This is a genomic window from Cryptosporangium aurantiacum (genome assembly GCF_900143005.1).
Taxonomy (GTDB): domain Bacteria; phylum Actinomycetota; class Actinomycetes; order Mycobacteriales; family Cryptosporangiaceae; genus Cryptosporangium; species Cryptosporangium aurantiacum.
The window spans coordinates 157,698-177,000 of sequence record NZ_FRCS01000008.1 but is presented as its reverse complement, the minus strand read 5'-3'; the positions used below and the strand labels follow the sequence as shown (position 1 = coordinate 177,000).

Annotated in this window: 16 protein-coding genes; 9 read left to right on the top strand and 7 right to left on the bottom strand. The window is 71.9% G+C overall.

Features of this window, described 5'->3' with window-relative positions; genetic code table 11:
- Window positions 1-108 precede the first annotated feature (108 nt).
- From qcrC to qcrB, 3 genes are read left to right on the top strand one after another with little or no spacing between them, the layout of a single operon-like run.
- Window positions 109-903 (top strand): cytochrome bc1 complex diheme cytochrome c subunit, encoded by a 795-nt coding sequence (gene qcrC, locus BUB75_RS25835; protein WP_073260403.1) that lies wholly within the window; start codon window positions 109-111, stop codon window positions 901-903.
- Complete coding sequence (gene qcrA / locus BUB75_RS25830; protein WP_073260402.1) at window positions 900-1,955, top strand: cytochrome bc1 complex Rieske iron-sulfur subunit; 1,056 nt, start codon at window positions 900-902, stop codon at window positions 1,953-1,955. The genes qcrC and qcrA overlap by 4 nt, the downstream gene beginning before the upstream one ends.
- Window positions 1,955-3,571: a cytochrome bc1 complex cytochrome b subunit gene (gene qcrB, locus BUB75_RS25825; protein WP_073260401.1), complete on the top strand. Its 1,617-nt coding sequence runs from the start codon at window positions 1,955-1,957 to the stop codon at window positions 3,569-3,571. The genes qcrA and qcrB overlap by 1 nt, the downstream gene beginning before the upstream one ends.
- 148 nt (window positions 3,572-3,719) lie before the next feature.
- On the opposite strand, the gene BUB75_RS25820 is transcribed toward qcrB, so the two are convergent.
- From BUB75_RS25820 to BUB75_RS25805, 4 genes are all read right to left on the bottom strand, one after another.
- Window positions 3,720-4,007 carry an Lrp/AsnC family transcriptional regulator gene (locus BUB75_RS25820; RefSeq protein WP_073260400.1) on the bottom strand — a complete coding sequence of 96 codons (288 nt, stop codon included), beginning with the start codon at window positions 4,005-4,007 and terminating at the stop codon, window positions 3,720-3,722.
- A gap of 118 nt (window positions 4,008-4,125) precedes the next feature.
- The gene (locus BUB75_RS25815; protein WP_073260399.1) at window positions 4,126-5,088 is read right to left on the bottom strand and encodes a sugar phosphate nucleotidyltransferase; all 963 of its coding nucleotides are present in this window, start codon (window positions 5,086-5,088) and stop codon (window positions 4,126-4,128) included.
- The gene (locus BUB75_RS47755; RefSeq protein ID WP_245806311.1) at window positions 5,085-6,344 is read right to left on the bottom strand and encodes an NUDIX hydrolase; all 1,260 of its coding nucleotides are present in this window, start codon (window positions 6,342-6,344) and stop codon (window positions 5,085-5,087) included. Before BUB75_RS47755 ends, BUB75_RS25815 begins: the two co-directional genes overlap by 4 nt.
- On the bottom strand, window positions 6,226-8,295 hold the full coding sequence (locus BUB75_RS25805; protein ID WP_073260397.1) for a DEDD exonuclease domain-containing protein: 2,070 nt from the start codon (window positions 8,293-8,295) through the stop codon (window positions 6,226-6,228). Before BUB75_RS25805 ends, BUB75_RS47755 begins: the two co-directional genes overlap by 119 nt.
- Window positions 8,296-8,521: 226 nt before the next feature.
- On the opposite strand from BUB75_RS25805, the gene BUB75_RS25800 reads away from it, so the two are divergent.
- The 4 genes from BUB75_RS25800 (at window position 8,522) to BUB75_RS25785 (ending at window position 12,992) form a co-directional block, all read left to right on the top strand.
- Window positions 8,522-9,814, top strand: a complete 1,293-nt coding sequence (locus tag BUB75_RS25800) for an NYN domain-containing protein (RefSeq protein ID WP_218617759.1) — start codon at window positions 8,522-8,524, stop codon at window positions 9,812-9,814.
- Between the two features lie 67 nt (window positions 9,815-9,881).
- Window positions 9,882-10,172, top strand: coding sequence for a hypothetical protein (locus tag BUB75_RS25795; RefSeq protein WP_073260395.1), 291 nt, complete (start codon window positions 9,882-9,884; stop codon window positions 10,170-10,172).
- Window positions 10,173-10,383: 211 nt separating this feature from the next.
- On the top strand, window positions 10,384-11,682 hold the full coding sequence (locus tag BUB75_RS25790; protein WP_073260394.1) for a M48 family metallopeptidase: 1,299 nt from the start codon (window positions 10,384-10,386) through the stop codon (window positions 11,680-11,682).
- A gap of 134 nt (window positions 11,683-11,816) precedes the next feature.
- Window positions 11,817-12,992: a glycosyltransferase family 4 protein gene (locus BUB75_RS25785; RefSeq protein ID WP_073260617.1), complete on the top strand. Its 1,176-nt coding sequence runs from the start codon at window positions 11,817-11,819 to the stop codon at window positions 12,990-12,992.
- A 406-nt stretch (window positions 12,993-13,398) separates the two neighbouring features.
- Here the strand turns inward: BUB75_RS25785 and BUB75_RS25780 are convergent, their stop codons facing one another.
- From BUB75_RS25780 to BUB75_RS25770, 3 genes are all read right to left on the bottom strand, one after another.
- Complete coding sequence (locus BUB75_RS25780; RefSeq protein WP_051569974.1) at window positions 13,399-14,094, bottom strand: response regulator transcription factor; 696 nt, start codon at window positions 14,092-14,094, stop codon at window positions 13,399-13,401.
- A gap of 316 nt (window positions 14,095-14,410) precedes the next feature.
- Window positions 14,411-16,042: a sensor histidine kinase gene (locus tag BUB75_RS25775; protein ID WP_073260393.1), complete on the bottom strand. Its 1,632-nt coding sequence runs from the start codon at window positions 16,040-16,042 to the stop codon at window positions 14,411-14,413.
- Between the two features lie 40 nt (window positions 16,043-16,082).
- Complete coding sequence (locus BUB75_RS25770; protein WP_073260616.1) at window positions 16,083-17,870, bottom strand: AMP-dependent synthetase/ligase; 1,788 nt, start codon at window positions 17,868-17,870, stop codon at window positions 16,083-16,085.
- Window positions 17,871-18,087: 217 nt separating this feature from the next.
- Between BUB75_RS25770 and BUB75_RS25765 the strand changes: the two genes are divergently transcribed.
- Both BUB75_RS25765 and BUB75_RS25760 read left to right on the top strand, forming a co-directional pair.
- Window positions 18,088-18,489 (top strand): hypothetical protein, encoded by a 402-nt coding sequence (locus BUB75_RS25765; protein WP_073260392.1) that lies wholly within the window; start codon window positions 18,088-18,090, stop codon window positions 18,487-18,489.
- Window positions 18,486-19,301 carry a metallophosphoesterase family protein gene (locus tag BUB75_RS25760; RefSeq protein ID WP_073260391.1) on the top strand — a complete coding sequence of 272 codons (816 nt, stop codon included), beginning with the start codon at window positions 18,486-18,488 and terminating at the stop codon, window positions 19,299-19,301. Before BUB75_RS25765 ends, BUB75_RS25760 begins: the two co-directional genes overlap by 4 nt.
- Window positions 19,302-19,303: the final 2 nt, after the last annotated feature.

Below are 19,303 nucleotides of genomic sequence, written 5' to 3'. Positions count from 1 at the left end.
TGGCTCCTCGACCGACAAGGTGAATCCATTGACCGAGCGCTTGCGCGAGGTACGGCTAGCAGAGTCGCCGTGCGATCATGCCGGCTCCGAGCGGAGCGAGGAGTCGGCATGATCGCCTCCGCCGCCGCCCGTTTGAGGCGCCGGTTTCGAAACCGGGCTGGAAAGGCCGGGCGAATCGTTGTCCTCGCCCTGGCGCTCGGGCTGATCGGCGGCGCGTACGCCACGTTCGCGCCGACCGGGCAGGCTGACGAGACTTCCAGCTCGCTCGCGGTCCGCGAAGGACAGAAGCTCTACGACAAGAGCTGCATCAGCTGCCACGGCACCAATGCGCAGGGTGTGGAAGACCGCGGTCCCAGCCTGATCGGCGTCGGTTCCGCCTCGGTGGAGTTCCAGGTGACCAGCGGTCGCATGCCCGCCGCGCGCCAGGAGGCCCAGGTCCAGCGCAAGCAGCCGGCGTACGACGACGAGCAGGCCAAGCAGCTCGCCGCCTACATCCAGTCGATCGGCGGCGGCCCGGAGATCCCGGACGGCAACCTGCGCGGTGACGAGGCCCTCGGCGGCGAGCTGTTCCGGGTGAACTGCTCGTCCTGCCACGCGTTCTCGTCCAACGGTGGTGCGCTGTCCTCCGGCAAGTACGCGCCGTCGCTCGAGCCGGCCACCGACCGTCAGCTGTACGCGGCCATGCTGACCGGGCCGCAGAACATGCCGGTCTTCGGTGAGAACCAGCTCACGCCGGAGGAGAAGAGGGCGATCATCGCCTACGTCCAGACGCAGAAGACCGACGCCGACCCGGGTGGCTGGGGCATCGGCCGGACCGGCCCGGTGCCGGAGATGGTCGTGATCTTCGCGGTGGGCATCGTGGTGTGTCTGTTCGGGGCGTTGTGGATTGCGGGTAAGTCATGAGTGAGCACGGGAGCGGGACCCCGGTCGACTTCGACCCGACCGACCCCAAGCACAACCAGTTCGACCTGGTGCGGGAAGGTGCCCGGCGGGACGGCGTCGAGATCGTCCACTACCAGCCGCGGTTCGCGGTCGCCGGCACGAAGCGCGAGAAGCGAATCGAACGTACGATCGCTTTCCTGCTGATCCTGACCGGCCTGGCGGCGCTGGCGTTCATCGTCGTCTACGTGGCCTGGCCGTACGAGTACGAGCAGGGCCGGGGCCCGGACAAGCTGTACACGCCGCTGCTCGGCTTCACGATGGGCACCGCGCTGTTCGCGCTCGGCGCGGCGATCATCGTCTGGGTCAAGAAGCTGATGCCGGAGGAGGTGGCGGTCCAAGACCGCCACGACAACAACCCCAATTTGGACGAGCGGGCGCTGACCGCCGCGACGATCATGAACATGGTCGACGAGACCGGCATCAAGCGCCGTCCGCTGCTCAAGGGCGCGCTCGCCGTCGGTGCGGCGCCGCTCGGCCTGATGGCGATCGTGCCGCTCGGCGCGCTGATCAAGGACCCGCACGGGGACGACCAGCCGCTGTGGACCACGGGGTTCAAGGAGGGCGTCCGGCTGGTCCGGGACGACGGCACGCCGATCCGTCCGGGCGAGGTCTCGGCCGGCGGTCTGGAGACCGTGTTCCCGGGCATCCCGCACGGCACCGGCCTGAAGTACGCGGACTCGCCGACGCTGCTGATCCACCTCCGCGAGGAGGACGCCAGGGAGTTCAAGCCGCGGAAGGGCTTCGAGAACGCCCACTACGGCAACTACTTCGCGTACTCGAAGATCTGCACGCACGCGGGCTGCCCCGCCAGCCTCTTCGAGCAGCAGACCAACCGGCTGCTCTGCCCGTGCCACCAGTCGCAGTTCGACGTCAAAGACAGCTGCCGACCGATTTTCGGTCCCGCGACGCGGCGACTGCCGCAACTTCCTATTACCGTGGATGAAGAGGGCTACTTCGTCGCCCAGAGCGACTTCAAGGAAGCTGTCGGACCGGCCTTCTGGGAGCGTCCGTAATGCCACTGCTGCCGAAGATCAAACCAGCTGCTGTCGGCACCTGGGCGGACGACCGTCTGGACGCTTCGACGCCGCTTCGTCGCGTGTTCAACAAGGTCTTCCCTGACCACTGGTCGTTCATGCTGGGCGAGATCGCGCTCTACTCGTTCATCGTCCTGCTGCTGACCGGCACGTTCCTGACGCTGTTCTTCACCCCGTCGCCGCAGGAAGTCATCTACGACGGCTCCTACACCCGGCTGCAGGGCGTGGAGATGTCGAAGGCGTACGACTCGGCGCTGAACATCTCGTTCGAGGTCCGCGGTGGTCTGGTCATGCGCCAGATCCACCACTGGGCCGCGCTGATGTTCGTCGCGGCGATGCTCGTCCACATGTTCCGGACGTTCTTCACCGGTGCGTTCCGCCGCCCGCGTGAGCTGAACTGGGTCATCGGTGTCACGCTGTTCGTCCTGGGCATGTTCGAGGGCTTCCTCGGCTACTCGCTCCCGGACGACGCGCTCTCCGGCACGGGTCTCCGCATCGCCAGCGCGATCATCTACTCGATCCCGGTGGTCGGTACCTGGGTCTCGTTCGCGCTGTTCGGCGGGGAGTTCCCGGGTGAGTTCATCTTGGAACGCTTCTACATCATCCACGTGCTGCTCCTGCCCGCGGCGATCCTCGGTCTGATCGCGGCGCACATGGGCCTGCTCGTCAAGCAGAAGCACACCCAGTTCCCCGGCCCGGGGCGGACCAACCAGAACGTGGTGGGTCACCGGATGTTCCCCGGGTTCGCGGCCAAGGCCGGCGGCTTCTTCATGCTGGTGTTCGGCGTCATCGCCGCGCTCGGCGGTCTGGTCCAGATCAACCCGATCTGGCTGTTCGGCCCGTACGAGGCGGCGGTCGTCTCGGCCGGTTCGCAGCCCGACTGGTACATGATGTGGCTCGACGGCGCGGTCCGGCTGATGCCTGCGTGGGAGTTCCGCAGCTTCGGCTACACGATCCCGGCGATGTTCTGGCCATCCGTGGTCCTAGCCGGCGTGATGTTCACGCTCGCCGGCGCTTATCCATGGTTGGAACAGAAGTACGGCAAGGACCGCGGGCACCATAACCTGCTCCAGCGTCCGCGGGACGCGCCTGCCCGCACCGGCCTCGGCGCGATGGCGATCAGCTTCTTCGTCATCCTGCTGCTGTCGGGTGGCAACGACATCATCGCCGACAAGTTCGACATCAGCCTCAACGCGACGACGTGGGCGGGCCGGATCGGCCTGTTCGTCGTGCCGCCGCTGGCGTACTTCTTCACGTATCGGATCTGCCTCGGTCTGCAGCAGCACGACCGCGAGGTGCTGGCCCACGGCGTGGAGAGCGGCATGATCCGGCGGCTTCCGTCCGGACAGTTCATCGAGGTGCACCAGCCGCTCGGTGAGCCGGACGAGCACGGCCACGTCGAGCTGGACTACGTCGGCGCCCCGGTGCCGAAGAAGATGAACAAGCTGGGTGCCGGTGGGCGCGCGATCCGGGGCTTCTTCATCCCGCTCGAGCGTCCGGAGGAGGTCGCGAAGACCGCCGTCGGGGCGGGCGACGACGGCAAGAAGCCGTCGGAGCTGAGCGGCGCCTCGTCGGTCGACTCCGGCAACTACTGACCGAACGACCAGGGCCCCGTCGATCCTCGTGATCGGCGGGGCCCTGTCGTGTGCATCGCCGCCGAGGCGGTGAACACTTTGTGCCCCTATGGCGGCACAGAATGTTCATCGCTTGGGACGGGTCGCCGCGGCATGCGGGCGGGGTGGGTCAGTCGGTGCCCTCGAGGCCGATGGAGAACGCAGCGTCGAGGTCGTGGCGGGAGTAGGCGCGGAACGCGATATGCGTCTCGGTGTCGACGATGCCGGGAACCTTGCTGATTCGGCCCGCGATCACCTCGGCGATCTCCTCGAACTCGTGGACCCGCACGATCGCGATCAGGTCGACGTTGCCCGCGGTCGAGTACACCTCGCTGACCCCGGGCAGGTCGGCGAGGGTCTGGGCGACCTCGGGAATCAGATCGGTCTCGCAGCTGATCATCACGATCGACGTGATCACGTGGACGCTCCTCGGGGTCCCCCGCGGCCCGTTCCGCGGTGCGGTCGCCAGCCTAGTCACTTGGGTTCAGAGGGGCGCCGTCGCAGCCCGGAGCGGCTTGTATCCGCGCTTCGGCGAGTTAGGCGTGGACAGTGAGCGCGTCGGCGCGGATGGCGTCGGTGAGGGACTCGTGCGCGTCGACGCGCGCTCCCGGCCACACCACGCAGCGGACGATTCGCCCCGCGACCACCGCTCCGGCGCCGACGACGGACTCAACGGCTTCGCCGGTCACGACCGCGGCCGGGTCGATGCCGGGCTCGACGCCGGCGACGTAGCGGCGGTCACCGGCGCCGGGGCCAGCGCCGTCGGAGGCGGCGGATCTGGCGTCGGCGTCGGTGTCGGAGCTGTCGGCAGTGCCGGCGCCAGCGCTGGCGTCGGAGGCAGCGCTAGCGGGGGTGTCGGCGGCGTGGCGGCGGGCGTGCAGGTTCGCGGCGAGGTAGTCGGCGGGGTTGCCGCAGTCGATGAACGTTCCGTCGAACGGCGTGAGCTCCAAGGCTCCGGCGGCCCAGGCGGCGCGCCACAGCACCTCGTAGAGCCCGGTCGGCTCCGGACGCAGCCGCGCCGCCGCCTCCGCCGGGAGGAGGGAGACCCCGGCGAACCGCCACCGGTCGAAGTCACGCCGCCGGTCACCCGCCTCGACGACGAGCAGCCGCGGCCGCTCCCCGCTCCACCCGGCGACAAAATCCGCGGGGAGCGCTCCCGCGAGGTACGCGTCGGCGTTGACCACGAGGACGTCCCGCCCGGCCACCCAGTCGCGCAGTGCGGCCACGGCGCCTGCGGTGCCGAGCGCCTCCGGCTGCTCCACCGAGAGGTGCGCCCGGCCGGCGACCGCCGCCGCGATCTGCTCAGCATGGTGGTGGGCGTTGACCGCGACAGCCCCTGGGCCGCTCAACCCGAGCGACGTCAGGCGGGCGAGCGCGCGGTCGAGCAGCGGGACGTTACCCACCGGGCAGAGCGCCTTCGGCCGCAGCTCGGTGAGCGGGCGCAGCCGAGTGCCCGCTCCGGCGGCCAGCACAACCGTGCAGAGGCCCCGATCGGTCACGCGCGCTCTCCGCGGCTCGGCGCGTCGTGCTTCGCGGCGGCAACATCGGCTTCCGGGTCGGCAAACGGTTCCCCGGGCTCCCCGAGCACCTCGTCGGTCCGCGCTCCGGCAGCGCCGCGCCCGTCAGCAGCCGGTGGGAGCGCCGTGCGGAGGTCTCCGCCGTTCCGCGGACCGGCCGCGCTGCCGTCGTCGGGCCGAGCGCTGGCCGTGCCGCCTTCGGTGGCCTGCGGTCCGGCCGCGCCGTCTTCGTCGGGCTGTGCGTCGGCTGTGCTGTCTTCGTCGGGTCGAGTGCCCGCCGCGCGGAGGTCTCCGCCGGCCCGCGGACTGGCCGTGCTGCCGTCGGTGGACTCAGCGCTCGCCGCGTCGGCGTCCTTGGGCTGTGCGCCGGCCGCGCCGCGTTCGTGGGGGTGAGCACTAGCCGTGCTGCCTTCGTCGGGCTGTGCGCCCGTCGGGCTATCTCCGTCGGGTCGAGCGTCGGCCGCGCTGATTTCGTCGGGCCGAGAGGCCGCCGCGTCGGCGTCGTCTGGCTGAGCGCTGGCCGTGCCGTCTTGGCGGGGCTGAGCGCTGGCCGTGCCGTCTTGGCGGGGCTGAGCGCCGGCCGTGCCGCTTTCGCCGGCCCGCGGATCAACCGTGTCGCCGTCGTTGGGCTGGGCGCCGGCCGCGTCGACTACGTCGGGCTGAGTTCCCCTTGCGCCGGGGCCGTCGGTGGTTGGTGGGTCCTCGGCGGTTCGGGGGGCGGCTGCGTCGTGGGGCGTCTCGTCGGCATTGGGGTGGGCGGGCGAGCCATCGGGGCTGAGCAGACCCGCACGACCGAGGAGGCGGAACGTCGGGCCGGTGAGCGGCGGCAGGGCGTCGAGCGCGAACCAGCGTGCTTCGCCGATCTCGACCTGGTCGACGGTGACCTCGGTGGCGTCCGCGTCGACGGTCGCGGTGAAGATCAGGTCGACCTGCTGGACGAAGGGGTTCACGTGCGCGTTGGGCACGATCGGCGCCACCGCGTCCGCGTCCAGCGTCACCCCGATCTCCTCGCGCACCTCGCGGACGGCAGCGTCCCGGGGATGTTCGTGCCGGTCGAGCAGGCCACCCGGCAGCGACCACCCCGTGGACGGCGGCTGTCGCACCAGCAGGAGCCGGTCGTCATGGTCGCGTAGTAGCACCACCGACCCGAGGGTGTAGTTCGGCGTCCCCAGCCGGACCAGCCGCCGCCGTACCCGCAGCGGAAGCCGCCGGAACACCTCGATCGCTCTGCGGCGCAGCACCGCCCGGGCCGTACGGGCTGGACTCGGGTTCACGGGTGCCATGACTGGACAGGTTAGAGCGCTCTGCGGCGGCGCCCGGTACGGGAGTCGGCGTCGCGCTCACCCGGGACAGGTCGGGGACCACGGACGCCGTCGGCCTCGGCGCCCGCGCCGGACGTGACTCCGGCCGCAACCGGCGGCGGTCGTCGAACGGATCCGCGCCCTGCCTGCCCGCCTCGATGCGGGTCAGCAAGTCGGCCCATCGCCCGGCGCCCCTCGCCGGCGACGCCCAGATCGTGTCGACCTTGACGAGCCGGGTCTCCGGACGCTCCACCCAGGCCAACACCCGCTCGATCTCCTCCAGGTGGACGCCGTCGGACGCCGGATCGCGCACCACGGTCTCCGCGGACGCCACCAGCTGGTCGACCACCGGCAGCGGCGGGACGCCGCGCGCCGCCACACCGGCTGCCGCGAGCCGCCCGTGCCGGACGACCGAGATCTCCCAGCCGCCCTGCCCGTCGGCACGGGCGGCGACCAGCTCCGGCACGCTGCTGATCGCCTTGGTGCGCTGCGACCGGATGCAGGCCCGCAGCAGCGCCGCGAGGCGGTTCCGCGCGGTGGCGGCGTCCTCGTACCGCTGCCGGTCCGACAACGCGTCGATACGGGCAAGTAGACGCTCTACCAGCGGCGACGGGTCACCCTGCACCGCCTCCCGGAACGCCTCGGCGTGCCGGCCGTAGGCCTCGACCGAGACGCGGTGCTCGCACGGCGCCTCGCACTTGCGGATCTCGTAGAGCGCGCAGGCCGGGCTGGTGCGCCGGGTCGACAGCACACCGCCGCACTGCCGCAGCGGAAGCACCTCGTACACCGCGGTGGCGGCCGCCTCGGCGGACCGGCGGGAGGAGAACGGGCCGAGGTAGGCCGTGCCGTCGTCCCGGGCCTGCCGGACCACCGACAGCCGCGGGTAGGCGTCGGTGGTGAGCCGGAGCCACAGCCGCCGTTCGGGATGCTTCGACCGGCGGTTGTACGGGGGCTTGTGCGCCGCGATCAACCGCAGCTCACGGACCTCGGCCTCCAGCGAGTGCGCACAGACGATCGCCTCGATGCGCTCGGCGGCGTTGATCATCTCGGCCATCCGGGACCGCTGCTCGGACGAGTGGAAGTACTGGCGCACGCGCGAGCGCAGGTCTTTGCTGGTGCCGACGTACAGCGGCCGGTCGGTCGCGTCCCGGAACAGGTAGACGCCCGGCGCGCTCGGGACGCCCACCGCCAGATGCCGCTTGCGGCGCTGCGCTTCGGAGACCTGGGTGGTGAACGTCTCCAGCTCTTCCAGCGTCTGGATGCCGAGGTTGCCCAGCCGCTCCAACAGCCCGTGTAGAACGTCCACCGTGGCCCTGGCGTCGGCCAACGCACGGTGCACCGGCGTGGTGGCGGACCGGAAGAACGCGGCGAGCGTGGCGAGCTTGCAGTTCCGGACCTCGTCGCGGCTCAGCGCCCGGCGGGCCAGCACGGCGGTGTCGACCTTGCGGAAGCCCGGCCACACCTGGTCGTGCGCTTCGCAGGCGGCCTTGAGGTGGCTCAGGTCGAACGGCGCGTTGTGCGCGACCAGCACCGAGCCGTACGCGAACTCCAAAAAGGCCGGCAGCACCTCGGCGATCGGAGGTGCGGCTGCGACCATGGCGTCGGTGATGCCGGTGAGCACGGTGATGAACGGCGGAATGCCGATACCGGGGTCGACCAGCGTCTGGAACTCGCCGAGCACCTCGCCGCCGCGCACTTTGACCGCACCGATCTCAGTGATCGCCGATCCACCCGGCGCGCCGCCGGTGGTCTCCAGGTCGACGACGACAAACGTGGTGTCGCGCAACGGCTGGCCGAGTTCGTCGAACGTCGACTGAATCCAGCGTCCGGACCCGGCGGGCTCCGCGGCCGGGATGGGGATTGTGGTCGACGGGTGGTGCTGCTGCATGGGCCGACCGTAGGGGGTGGGTGGGACAAAAACGTGGCCTGCCACCTTCACCTGGTCAGACGTGGTCCGTCGTGCCGCCGTCGACCGGTGGGGAGTGGAAGACTGGCAGCATGTCCACCATCCGGCCCGGGCGGAACACAGGCTGGCGCGTCACTCCGCGGCCCCTGTGACCGGCGACCACCACAGAACGGACGGCGCTCAGGACGAGACTCCGAGCGCCGAACCGTTGCTGCCGGATGCCGTTCGGGCGCGAGTCACCGCGCTCGCCGTCGACTTGTTCCCCGGCCTGGGGCCGGACGTGCTGCCCGCCCAGCTGCGTCGATTCGCGCAGTTCACGCCCGCGCGGCGCGCCCGGCTGGCCGGTCCGGCCGTGGTCGCCCAGCTCGCCGCCGACCCCGTGTTCCGGGAGCGCCTGGCGGAGCGGGCGGTCGAGGCCGCCGGACCGCTCGGCGCGGCCGTGGCCGCCGGGACGCCGCCCGGAGCCGCGGACCCCGTCGAGGTCGCCGCGCTCGCCTACCTGGCCCGTCCCTCGCACTGGACGACGCTGGTCGAGGCCGCGTCGGCGACCGTGGTGGCGGCGGCCGAGTCCGAGCAGGTGCAGGCCGCGGCCCGGCAGGTGGAGCGGCTCACGGAGCAGCTCGAACGGGCCCGGGTGAACGCCAAGGCCGACGCCGACAAGCTGCGATCCGACCTGGCCGCGGTTCGCGCCGAGGCCGACGAGCTGCGCGCTCGCGTCCGGGAGTTGAGTAAGGCGCTGCGCGACTCCGAGCAGGACGTCCGGCGGCTCACCGACGCGGTCTCCACCGAGCGGGGCCGGGTCGCGGCCGCGTCCAGCACCTCGGACGCCGAGATCCGCCGCCTCCGTTCTCGGCTGGCCGACGCCGAGCGGGAGCTGGAGCTGGCGAAGTCGGCGAGCCGGGCCGGTCGGGTGACCGACGAGGCCAGGCTCTGGCTGCTGCTGGAGACGATCGGCAACGCCACCCAGGGCCTGCGACGCGAGCTCGCGGTCGCACCGCCGGACACGCTCCCCGGGGACGCCATCGCGGCGTCCGCGGCCGCTGCGGCGGGCAGCCGGACCAAGGCGGGCGGGCAGCTCTGGGCCGCCGACGATCCGGCCCGGCTCGACCAGCTGCTCGGGCTGCCCCGCGTCCACCTGGTCATCGACGGTTACAACGTCACGAAGACCGGGTTCCCCGGGATCGCGCTGGAGCAGCAGCGCACGCGCCTGCTGGCCGGGCTGGCCGGCCTCGCCGCGCAGACGAACGCCGAGATCACGGTGGTATTTGACGGAGCGGGGCGGCCACCGGCGGCGCCCGGGTCACCGCGCGGCGTGCGGGTGATCTTCAGCCCGCCGGGGGAGACCGCCGACGAGGTGATCCGGCGGCTGGTGCGCGCCGAGCCGAAGGGGCGGCCGGTCGTGGTCGTGTCGTCCGACAAGGAGGTGGCCGACGGGATCCGGCGCGCGGGTGCGTACGCGGTGCCGTCCGTAGTGCTGGTGCGGCGGCTCGACCGGGCGTAACCGGTTTTGTCGTACCCCTTGCCTACTGTCCGTGGCAGAAGAGATGCACGGAAGGAGGCGACGAAGGATGCTCATCGACTGCGACGCGTGTGGGGTTCGCGGCTCCGGCTGCACCGACTGCGTGATCAGTGCATTGGTCGGTGCCCCACCGGCAGGCGTCGAGCTGACCGAGCTGCCGGCCGGCGTCGAACTCGACGAGGTGGAGAACGCCGCACTGCAGGCGTTCGTGTCCGCGGGGTTCGACCCGGAGTTCGTGTCGATCACCGCGGCCACCCCGCCCGAGCACGAGCGCCGACGGGCCGACTGGCTCGGCGCCCGCCACGCCGACGAGGAGCGTGCCCGCAGGCGAGCGGGCTGACCGCGCGCCCCGACCGGCCCCGCGCGGTTAGACCCGCGTGGACGGGCGGACGCGGCGCGAGCGGCTGGGCCATGCGGACGGTGGTGCGGCGCTGAGCGGACGCCCGCGGGGACGGTGGTGCGGCGCTGGACGGACGCCCGCGGGGAGGGTGGTGCGGCGCGAGCGGATGACCGCTGGTTGGGGAGTGGGGTGGGGCTGGGATGATCGGAGAGTGTCCAGCCGAGCCGTCGCCCTGATCGCGTTCCTGGTGCTCGGTGCCGCCGTCGTGGTGACTGCCGGGTTCCTCACGCCGTGGCGCACCGCCCCCGCTGGTGACGCCCGCCCCGCGGTCACCGTGCCCCGCGCCGACGCGAGCACCGACTTCTCCGAGGACGAGATCCGCCGCGGCAGCGTGTTCCGCGCGGCGCTGCGGCCGTGGTCGCTCACCCGGCTCGGACTGGGACTCGTGATCGCGCTGGCGTTCGGCCTGACGCCGCTCGGCGCCCGTTTGGTGTCCGCCGTCGCGCGTCCGCTCGGTGGCGCGTGGTGGGTGGAGGCGCTGCTCGGCGGCGTCGTCCTGGGGGCCGTGGCGACGGTGGTGACGCTTCCGCTCGCTGCCTGGTCGGAGGTCCTGCTGCGCCGGTACGGCCTGTCGACGCAGAACTGGGGCGGCTGGCTGGCCGACCAGGGCAAGGCGTGGGCGGTCTCGGCGGTACTGACCGCGGTGGTGACGCTGGTGCTGTTCGCGCTGATCCGCGCCACGCCGAACTGGTGGTGGACATGGGCCGCGGCCGGTGCCGCCGCGTTTGTGTTCGTCGCCTCGTTCGCGTTCCCGATCCTGATCGAGCCGCTGTTCAACAAGTTCACTCCGATGCCCGACTCCGCGCTCCGGACCAGCCTGTTGCAGCTCGCCGAACGCGACGGCGATCCGGTGAAGGACGTGCTGATCGCCGACGCATCCCGGCGGACGACCGCGCTCAACGCGTACGTCTCCGGTTACGGCGCCAGCCGGCGGATCGTCGTCTACGACACGCTGCTGAAAGACGCGCCGCCGGAGGAGGTGGAGTCGGTCGTCGCCCACGAACTCGGCCACGCCGTCCACCGCGACGTCGTCACCGGCACCGTGCTCGGGGCGCTGGGGGCGGCGTCCGCGGTGTGTGGGCTCGCGGTCCTCGGCGGGTGGGCTCCGCTGCTGCGCCGGGCCGGCGTCGACAGCCTCGCGGACCCACGGTCGGTCGGCCTGGTGCTGGCGATTATCGCGGTCGTCGGGGCCCTGTCGACACCGCTGCAAGCGCTGGTCTCCCGCCAGATCGAGGCGCGTGCGGACGAGCACGCGCTGGAACTCACCCGCGACCCGGAGGCGTTCGTGTCGATGGAACGCAGGTTGGCCCTGCAGAACCGGGCCGACCTCCGTCCGAACCAGTTCTTCCAGCTCTGGTTCGGCACCCACCCGACCACAGTGGACCGCATCGCGGCCGCCAGGGAGTTCGCCGCCCGCGAAGGCCTCCCGGTTCCGGCACCCGCCCGATGAGCGCCTCGGGCTCCCCGCCGGACGGCCCGGGCTCCCCGCCGGACGGCCCGGGCTCCCCGCCGGACGGCCCGGGCTCCCCGACGGACGCACCGGGCTCCCGGACGGACGGACCGGAGTCCCGGACGGACGGCCCGGTGCGCCGGGCGGACGCGTCGCCGCCGCCGACGAACGTCCGGCGGACGTTGCTGGTCACGAACGACTTTCCACCCCGTCCGGGTGGCATCCAGACGTTCGTCCACCAGCTCGCGGTGCGGCAGCCGCCCGGCTCGCTGGTGGTCTACGCGTCGCGTTGGAAGGGCTGCGAGGAATTCGACGCCGAGCAGCCGTTCCCGGTCGTCCGGCACCCGACGTCGCTGCTGGTCCCGACGCCCGGCGCGGCCCGGCGGGTCGTTGCGACCGCGCTGGAGTACGGCTGCACCACCGCCTGGTACGGCGCCGCCGCCCCGCTCGGGCTGCTGGCGCCGGTGTTGCGGCGTCGCGCCGGTGTGGACTGGCAGGTCGCCCAGACCCACGGCCACGAGGCCGGATGGGCGGCGTTGCCCGGTCCGCGGCAGCTGCTCGGCCGGATCGCCGACGGCGTCGACGTGATCACGTACCTCGGCGCGTACACGCGGTCCAAGCTGGCCGGTCCGGTCGGTGACCGGGCCGAGCTGGTGCACCTGCCCGGCGGCGTGAACACCAGCGAGTTCCACCCCGGCGTGGACGCGTCGGCGGTGCGTGAGCGGTACGGGCTGGGTGACCGGCCGACGATCGTCTGCGTGTCCCGGCTCGTTCCGCGCAAGGGCCAGGACCAGCTGATCCGGGCGTTGCCGGAGATCCGGCGCCGGGTGCCGGGTGCGGTGTTGCTGCTGGTCAGCGGTGGCCCGTATCGCGAGAACCTGCAGAAACTCGCGGCGCGGCACGGCGTCACCGAGCACGTGAAGTTCACCGGGTCGGTGCCGTGGGCGGAGCTGCCCGCCCACTACGCAGCGGGGCACGTGTTCGCGATGCCGTGCCGGACCCGGCGTCGGGGGCTGGACGTCGAGGGGCTGGGGATCGTCTACCTGGAGGCGTCGGCGACGGGGTTGCCGGTGATCGCCGGTGACTCCGGGGGGGCGCCGGACGCGGTGCTGGAGGGGGAGACCGGGTACGTGGTCGGGGGACGCGACCTCAGCGCGCTGGTCGACCGCGCGTCCGAGCTGCTCGCCGACCCTGCCAAGGCGCAGGCGATGGGGAAGGCCGGCCGCGTCTGGGTGGAGCGCGACTGGCACTGGGACACCCTCGCCGCGAGGATGGCAAAGCTCCTGAGCGGCCCGCGCGCCGGCGCCTGACGCCGATCGACGCGAAACCGGGCTCTAAGCGCGCCTTAGAGCCCGGTTTCGCGTGAACCAGCGGCCAGCCGCCGCGCGGCCATCCGGAACGCCGCCGCGCGGCCATCCGGAACGCCGCCGCCGCGCGGCCATCCGGCACGCCGCCGCGCGGCCATCCGCCGCCGCCGCGCGGCCATCCGCCGCGCGGCCTGCGGGCGTCGGCCCCGGCCTGCGGGCGTCGGCCCCGGCCTGCGGGCGTCGGCCCCGGCCTGCGGGCGTCGGCCCCGGCCTGCGGGCGTCGGCCCCGGCCTGCGGGCGCCGGCCCCGGGTGCGGGCTGGCGGGCGGTGGCGCGCGGCATCGCGTCCGCGTGACGCAGAAACAGCAACCGGCCCGGTCGCGCAGACCGGGCCGGAGCGGAAGTACTGCCTACAGACCCGGGGTGTTCGGGGCTTCCAAGAGCCCCAGCCGCAACGCGGTCATCAGGGCCTGGGCGCGGTTTCCCGCACCGAGCTTCTCGTAGAGCTTCGAGATGTGGGTCTTCGCCGTCGACTCGCTGACGTAGAGCTGCTTCGCGATACCCGCGACGCTCATCCCGTCGGCCAGCAGACGAAGGACCTGGCTCTCCCGCGGGGACAGGTGCGGGCCACTCGGGGTCAGCCGCCGCTTCATGGCGCTGGCGAGGTCCGAGGCTGTGAACGCGTTCGGGGACGACGCCGCGTGCCGCGCGGACGCGACCACCTCGTCGGCCGGCGCGTTCTTCGGCACGAAGGCCGAAGCCCCGGCTTCCAGCGCACCGAACAACTGGTCGTCGCCGGCGTACATGGTCAGGACCACGATGCCGATGTCGGCGCGGGACGAACGCAACGCCTTCGTCGCCTCCAGGCCGCTGCCGTCGGGCAACCGGAGATCCATGATCACGACGTCGGGCTTGAGTTCGGCCGCTTTCCGGAGAGCGTCGGCGACGGACCCGGCCTCCCCGACCACCTCAAAACCCGGATCGCGCTCGAAAGCGTGGCGGAGCCCTTGCCGAATCAGATCGTGGTCGTCGACGAGGAGAACAGTCGTTACCCCGCCGCTGGCCTCGCCCCCCGGCGGGCTGGGGAAGGACCTGTTGTCAGTCACTGTCTGGCCGCACCTCCTGCAGTGTCACGTTATACGATCCGTCGCCTAAAGTTCTCATATCAGGGCCTCTGTAGCTGATGGCCTGGGAAGATGCATTCCGTTCGGCCATAATGGACGAACTAGGCCGCGCGTTCGAGGTGCGGAAAACGCTTGTTGGTATGAATTATGCCATTAGCAACACTGCGTAGGCATCCCCGTACGAATCGTGCCGAATACATAGGGATAAATGGGACTATTAACGACTCTGTCCGACGGTACGGTTCAGTAACCGTCGCAGCTTATCGGGCCCCCGGTCAAGCTCTGCGCGAGCCCACCGTCACCCGGCGGTTCCTTGACGTGTCTTCCCACCGAGCACGACTCTGACCGTCGTCCCTTTGGGGGCACGCGGCACGATCTCCAGCTCCGCCCGGACCCGATTTGCTCGCTCAGCCATGATCGTCATTCCGTAGCGCCCGTCCGGCCGGCCCCGGCCGAGCCCCTTTCCGTCGTCGCTGACCTCGATCTGCGCGTACGGCGGGTCGACCTCGCAGGTGACCCAGAGATTCGCGGCCCCGGCGTGCTTGCGCGCGTTCGTCACCGCCTCCTGCGCGATCCGCAGCAGTTCGGATTCCACGGCGGCGGGCAACCGGGCGGTCGACTCGTCCAGCGACAGGTGCACCCGCAGGCCGGCCGAACTGCCGATCGTCCGGGCGTAGTCGGCGATCGCGCTGCCCAGGCCGCCGTGCCGGTCGACGTCGCTGCGCAGCTCGAACAGGCTCAGCCGCAGCTCGGTGATCACGCGGGTGACCTCGACGCGGAGCAGGCGCAGTGTGCTCTCCGCCGCCTCGCTGCCCTCCGGCAGGTCGGCGATCGCGTTGTCGATCCCGTACCCGACCATGACCAGTTCCTGGGCGACGCCGTCGTGGATCTCCCTGGCCAGGCGCTGCCGTTCCTCGACCGTGGCCAGCCCGCGCACCTCGTCGAAGAGCAGCGCGGTCTCCAGCCGGAGCGCGGCGTTGTTCACGACCTCGGTGGCCTCGGTGACCGTGGTCGGCGAGTACGCCCCGACCCGGTCGGTCTCGAGCACGACCAGCCCGACGGTCCGCACCCCGGTGATCATCGGCAGCACGAGCACGGAGACCGGCGTGCCCGGCCCCGCGCGGTCGAGCGTCCGGGCGGAGACCTGGGGTTGCTGGCTCGCCCAGGTGTCGGCGAGCGGGGTGTCGGCGTCGAACGACGTCTCCCAGGCGACGCGGCCGGGCGCGCGCTGGGTCAGCACCTCCAGGCGGCCGCCGCCGCTGCCGGTCAGGACCGCGCTGCGGTCGGCGGGTGCGACCCGCTCCAGCTCGTCGAGCAGCCGGTCGGCGAGGCTGCCGGGGTCGAGCGTGCCGGGAAGCTGCCGCGCGATCGTCCGCAGCTGGGTGAGCAGACGCGCGGCCTGGACGAACTCCGGCTCGACGGCCTCGCTCCGGCTGCGGATGAGCCGGCGGACGGCGAGGCCGACCGTCCCGGCCACGGCGGCCAGGATCGTCCACTCGAACGCGGCGAGCCCGAACGCGTCCTGACCGAGCTGGTCCTGCAGCGCGCCGGAGACGAGGAGCGCGGCGATCGCGACCGCGACCAGCGCGACGAGCTCCACGGCGCCGAACACCGCTCCGACCGCGAACGCCGGTGCGGCCAGGTAGGACAGCACGAACGCCGGGTGGACGAACGCTTCCTCGGCAGGCGGTGTCGCGGCCGCCATCGAGACCACGATGACCTCGGCGAGCCAGCCGATCCGGGCCGGCCACGGCCGCTCCGGTGCGATCAGGCCCGGGGCGGCCGCCAGCGCGAACAGCGCGCACCACAGCAGCGTCGGGGCGATCGCGTCGGTGCTGGCCAGCGACAGGACGATGAGCAGTACCAGCAGCGAACCGCGGACCAGCCGGGTCAGCGCAGCGGTCTCCCACAGGGCGGCGGGTGGAACCACCCGGCGGAGCCAGGCCGACCGGCCGGGGCGGGTGTCGTCGTCAGGTGTAGATCGCGGCGATCTCGTCGGCGTACTCCTTCTCCACGACGGCGCGCTTCAGCTTCAAGCTCGGCGTCAGTTCGCCCGTCTCCTCGGTGAAGTCGCGGGGGAGGATACGGAAAACCTTGACCGCTTCGGCGCGCGACACGGCCTGGTTAGCGTCGTCCACCGCAGCCTGAATCTCCGACCGCAGGTCAGGGTCGTTCGCGAGATCGCCCACAGTAGCGTCAGCGGGCTTGTCGTGCTTGGCCTTCCACGGTCCGAACGCGTCCGGGTCGATCGTGACGACGCAGCCGATGAACGGCTTGCCGTCGCCGACGACCATCGCCTGGCTCACCAGCGCGTGCGCCCGGATGCGGTCCTCCAGCACGGCCGGAGCGACGTTCTTGCCGGCGGCGGTGACGATCAGCTCCTTCTTGCGGCCGGTGATCGTCAGGAAGCCGTCGTCGTCGAGCGCACCGAGGTCACCGGTGTGGAAGAAGCCGTCCTTGAGCGCGACCGCGGTCGCCTCCGGGTTGTGCCAGTACTCGGCGAACACGTGGTCGCCGGCGATCAGCACCTCGCCGTCGTCGGCGATCCGGACCGTCATGCCGGGCAGCGGCCTGCCGACCGTGCCGAGCTTGACCGCGTTGTCGACGTTCGCGGCCGTGGCCGGCGACGTCTCGGTGAGGCCGTAACCCTCGGAGACCCAGAGCCCGATCCCGCGGAAGAAGTGCGCGAGCCGGGCGCCCAGCGGGGCGCCACCGGAGATCGCGTGCGTGCAGGCGCCGCCGAGCGCGCCCCGGAGCTTGCCGTAGACGAGCTTGTCGAAGAGCGCGTGCTGGGCCTTCAAAAGGAGCCCTGGGCCCCCGGAATCCAGCGACTCGCTGTACGCGACCGCCACCCGGTCCGCCCGGTCGAAGATCGCGCCCTTGCCCTCGGCGTGTGCCTTCTGCTTCGCGCCGTTGTAGACCTTCTCGAACACCCGCGGCACGGCCAGCACGAACGTCGGGCGGAACTCCTGCAGGTCGCCCATCAGGTTCTTGATGTCCGGCGCGTGGCCCAGCGTGACCCGCGAGTAGACGGCGCCGAGCTGGATCAGCCGGGCGAACGCGTGCGCCAGCGGCAGGAACAGGAGCGTCGAGGCGCCCTCCCGGAACATGCTCGGCAGCGACGGGATCGCGTTCCCCACCTCGAACAGCAGGTTCTTGTGGGTGAGGACGCAGCCTTTCGGCCGGCCGGTGGTGCCGGAGGTGTAGATGATCGTGGCGGTGTCGGCCGGGCCGAGCGCGGCGCGGCGTTCCTCGATCTGCGCGTCGTCGACGGATGCCCCGTCCGCGGTGAGCAGGCCCACCGCGTCCGCGTCGATCTGCCAGATCCGCCGGAGGTCGGGCAGGTCCGATCGGACGCTCTCGACCAGCGACTGGTGGCCCGAGGACTCGACGACGACGCCGACCGCGCCCGAGTCGCCCAGGATCCACTGGACCTGCTCGGCCGACGAGGTCTCGTAGATCGGCACGGTGACCGCGCCGGCGGACCAGATCGCGTAGTCGACGAGCGTCCACTCGTAGCGGGTGCGGGCCATCAGGCCGATCCGGTCGCCCGGCTGGACACCGGACGCGATCAGGCCCTTCGCCACGCCGATCACCTCGGACCGGAACTGGGCGGCGGTGACGTCGGCCCAGCCGGACCCGGACGGGCGGCGGAACGTGACCTTCTCCGGGACCTCGTCGGCCGCGCTCCAGACCATGTCGGTCAGGTCGGCCCCATCGGGCACCGTGTAGACGGCGGGCTGAGCGAACTCACGCACCACGGCCTCGCTTTCCTACTGTCCGGACGCTGGCAGGTTAAGCCCGGTTCGGGCTGACGCGGGGCTTCGAGCCCGGCGCGTCGGAACCGCACGGTACCGATGGCCTGCGACGACCCTCGGAGCGGAGGTACCCGTTTCCGCATCGACGGTATCTCGGACGGGTCGGGCGTGGCGCGGGTCACGCCGCCGGGCGTGCGCCTGGTGGCATGCTTCGGGAGTGCCTCACGTGGACCTGATCGAGGAGACGTTCCTCGCCGTTGACCCCGACGTGGTGTCCGCCGCGATCCGCGAACCCCGGTTCACCGCCGACCTCTGGCCGGACCTCGACCTGTCCGTGTTCATGGATCGCGGGCGCGACGGTGTGCGCTGGAGCGCGACCGGGGCGCTGGTCGGCAGCGTGGAGGTGTGGCTCGAGCCGTACGGCGACGGCGTCGTCGCCCACACGTTCGTCCGGGCCGATCTGACCCGCAGGGGCAGCACGACCGAACCCGCGCAGATCGACGACTGGCGGAAGACCGCCGCCGAACACCAGCGCAGGGCCCGGCACGCCAAGGCGGTCTGGTGGGGCGTGAAGGACCGTCTGGAAGCCGGCCGGAAGCCGGGGGAGCCTGCGGTATGACCCGGATCCACGTGGTGTCCGACGTCCACGGTCGGGCCGACGCCCTGGCGCGAGCCGGTGACGGCGCCGACGCGCTGGTCGTCCTCGGCGACCTGCTGCTCTACCTCGACTACGCCGACCCCACCCAGGGCATCCTGGCCGACCTGCTCGGCGCGGAGGCCGGTGCGGAGTTCGCCGAGATGCGCAAGGAACACCGGTTCGGCGACCTGCGCTCGGTCGGCGCGCGGCTGATGAGCGATCCGGCCGGGCTGTCCGCCGCGATCACCGAGGCGGCGAAAGCCCAGTACGCCGAGCTGTTCGACGTGATGCCCACGCCCGCGTACTGCACCTACGGCAACGTCGACATGCCCAAGCTCTGGCCGGAGTTCGTCGACGACAAGCGCCGGATGTTCGACGCGGAGGTCGTCGAGATCGGCGGCTGGCGGTTCGGATTTGTCGGCGGCTGGCCCCGCAAGGTCCTCCCGGCTGCTCAGCCCCGGCGCACCACCGGCGCGCGCCCCCCGATCGTGCAGTTCGGAGCGGACTTCTCACCCGAGGAGTACGCCGCCAAGGTCGCGGCGCTCGGCCCGGTCGACGTCCTCTGCTCGCACGTGCCGCCGGCCGTGCCGGAGCTCCGGTGGGACACCGTGACCCGGCGTCCGGAGGTGGCGTCCGAGGCCCTCCTGAACGCGATCGAACAGCACCAGCCGCGGTACGCGCTGTTCGGGCACGTCCACCAGCCGCTCCAGCACCGCCTGCGGATCGGCCGCACCGAGTGCGTCAACGTGGGTCACTTCCGGGCAACCGGCGAGCCGTTCGTGCTGGAGTGGTAAGC

What these genes read in the sequence shown, in the direction of transcription:
- BUB75_RS25805 (WP_073260397.1), bottom strand. Translation starts at nt 8,295, where the DNA reads ATGCAGCAGCACCACCCGTCGACCACAATCCCCATCCCGGCCGCGGAG.
- BUB75_RS25760 (WP_073260391.1), top strand. Translation starts at nt 18,486, where the DNA reads ATGACCCGGATCCACGTGGTGTCCGACGTCCACGGTCGGGCCGACGCC.
- qcrB (WP_073260401.1), top strand. Translation starts at nt 1,955, where the DNA reads ATGCCACTGCTGCCGAAGATCAAACCAGCTGCTGTCGGCACCTGGGCG.
- qcrA (WP_073260402.1), top strand. Translation starts at nt 900, where the DNA reads ATGAGTGAGCACGGGAGCGGGACCCCGGTCGACTTCGACCCGACCGAC.
- qcrC (WP_073260403.1), top strand. Translation starts at nt 109, where the DNA reads ATGATCGCCTCCGCCGCCGCCCGTTTGAGGCGCCGGTTTCGAAACCGG.
- BUB75_RS25795 (WP_073260395.1), top strand. Translation starts at nt 9,882, where the DNA reads ATGCTCATCGACTGCGACGCGTGTGGGGTTCGCGGCTCCGGCTGCACC.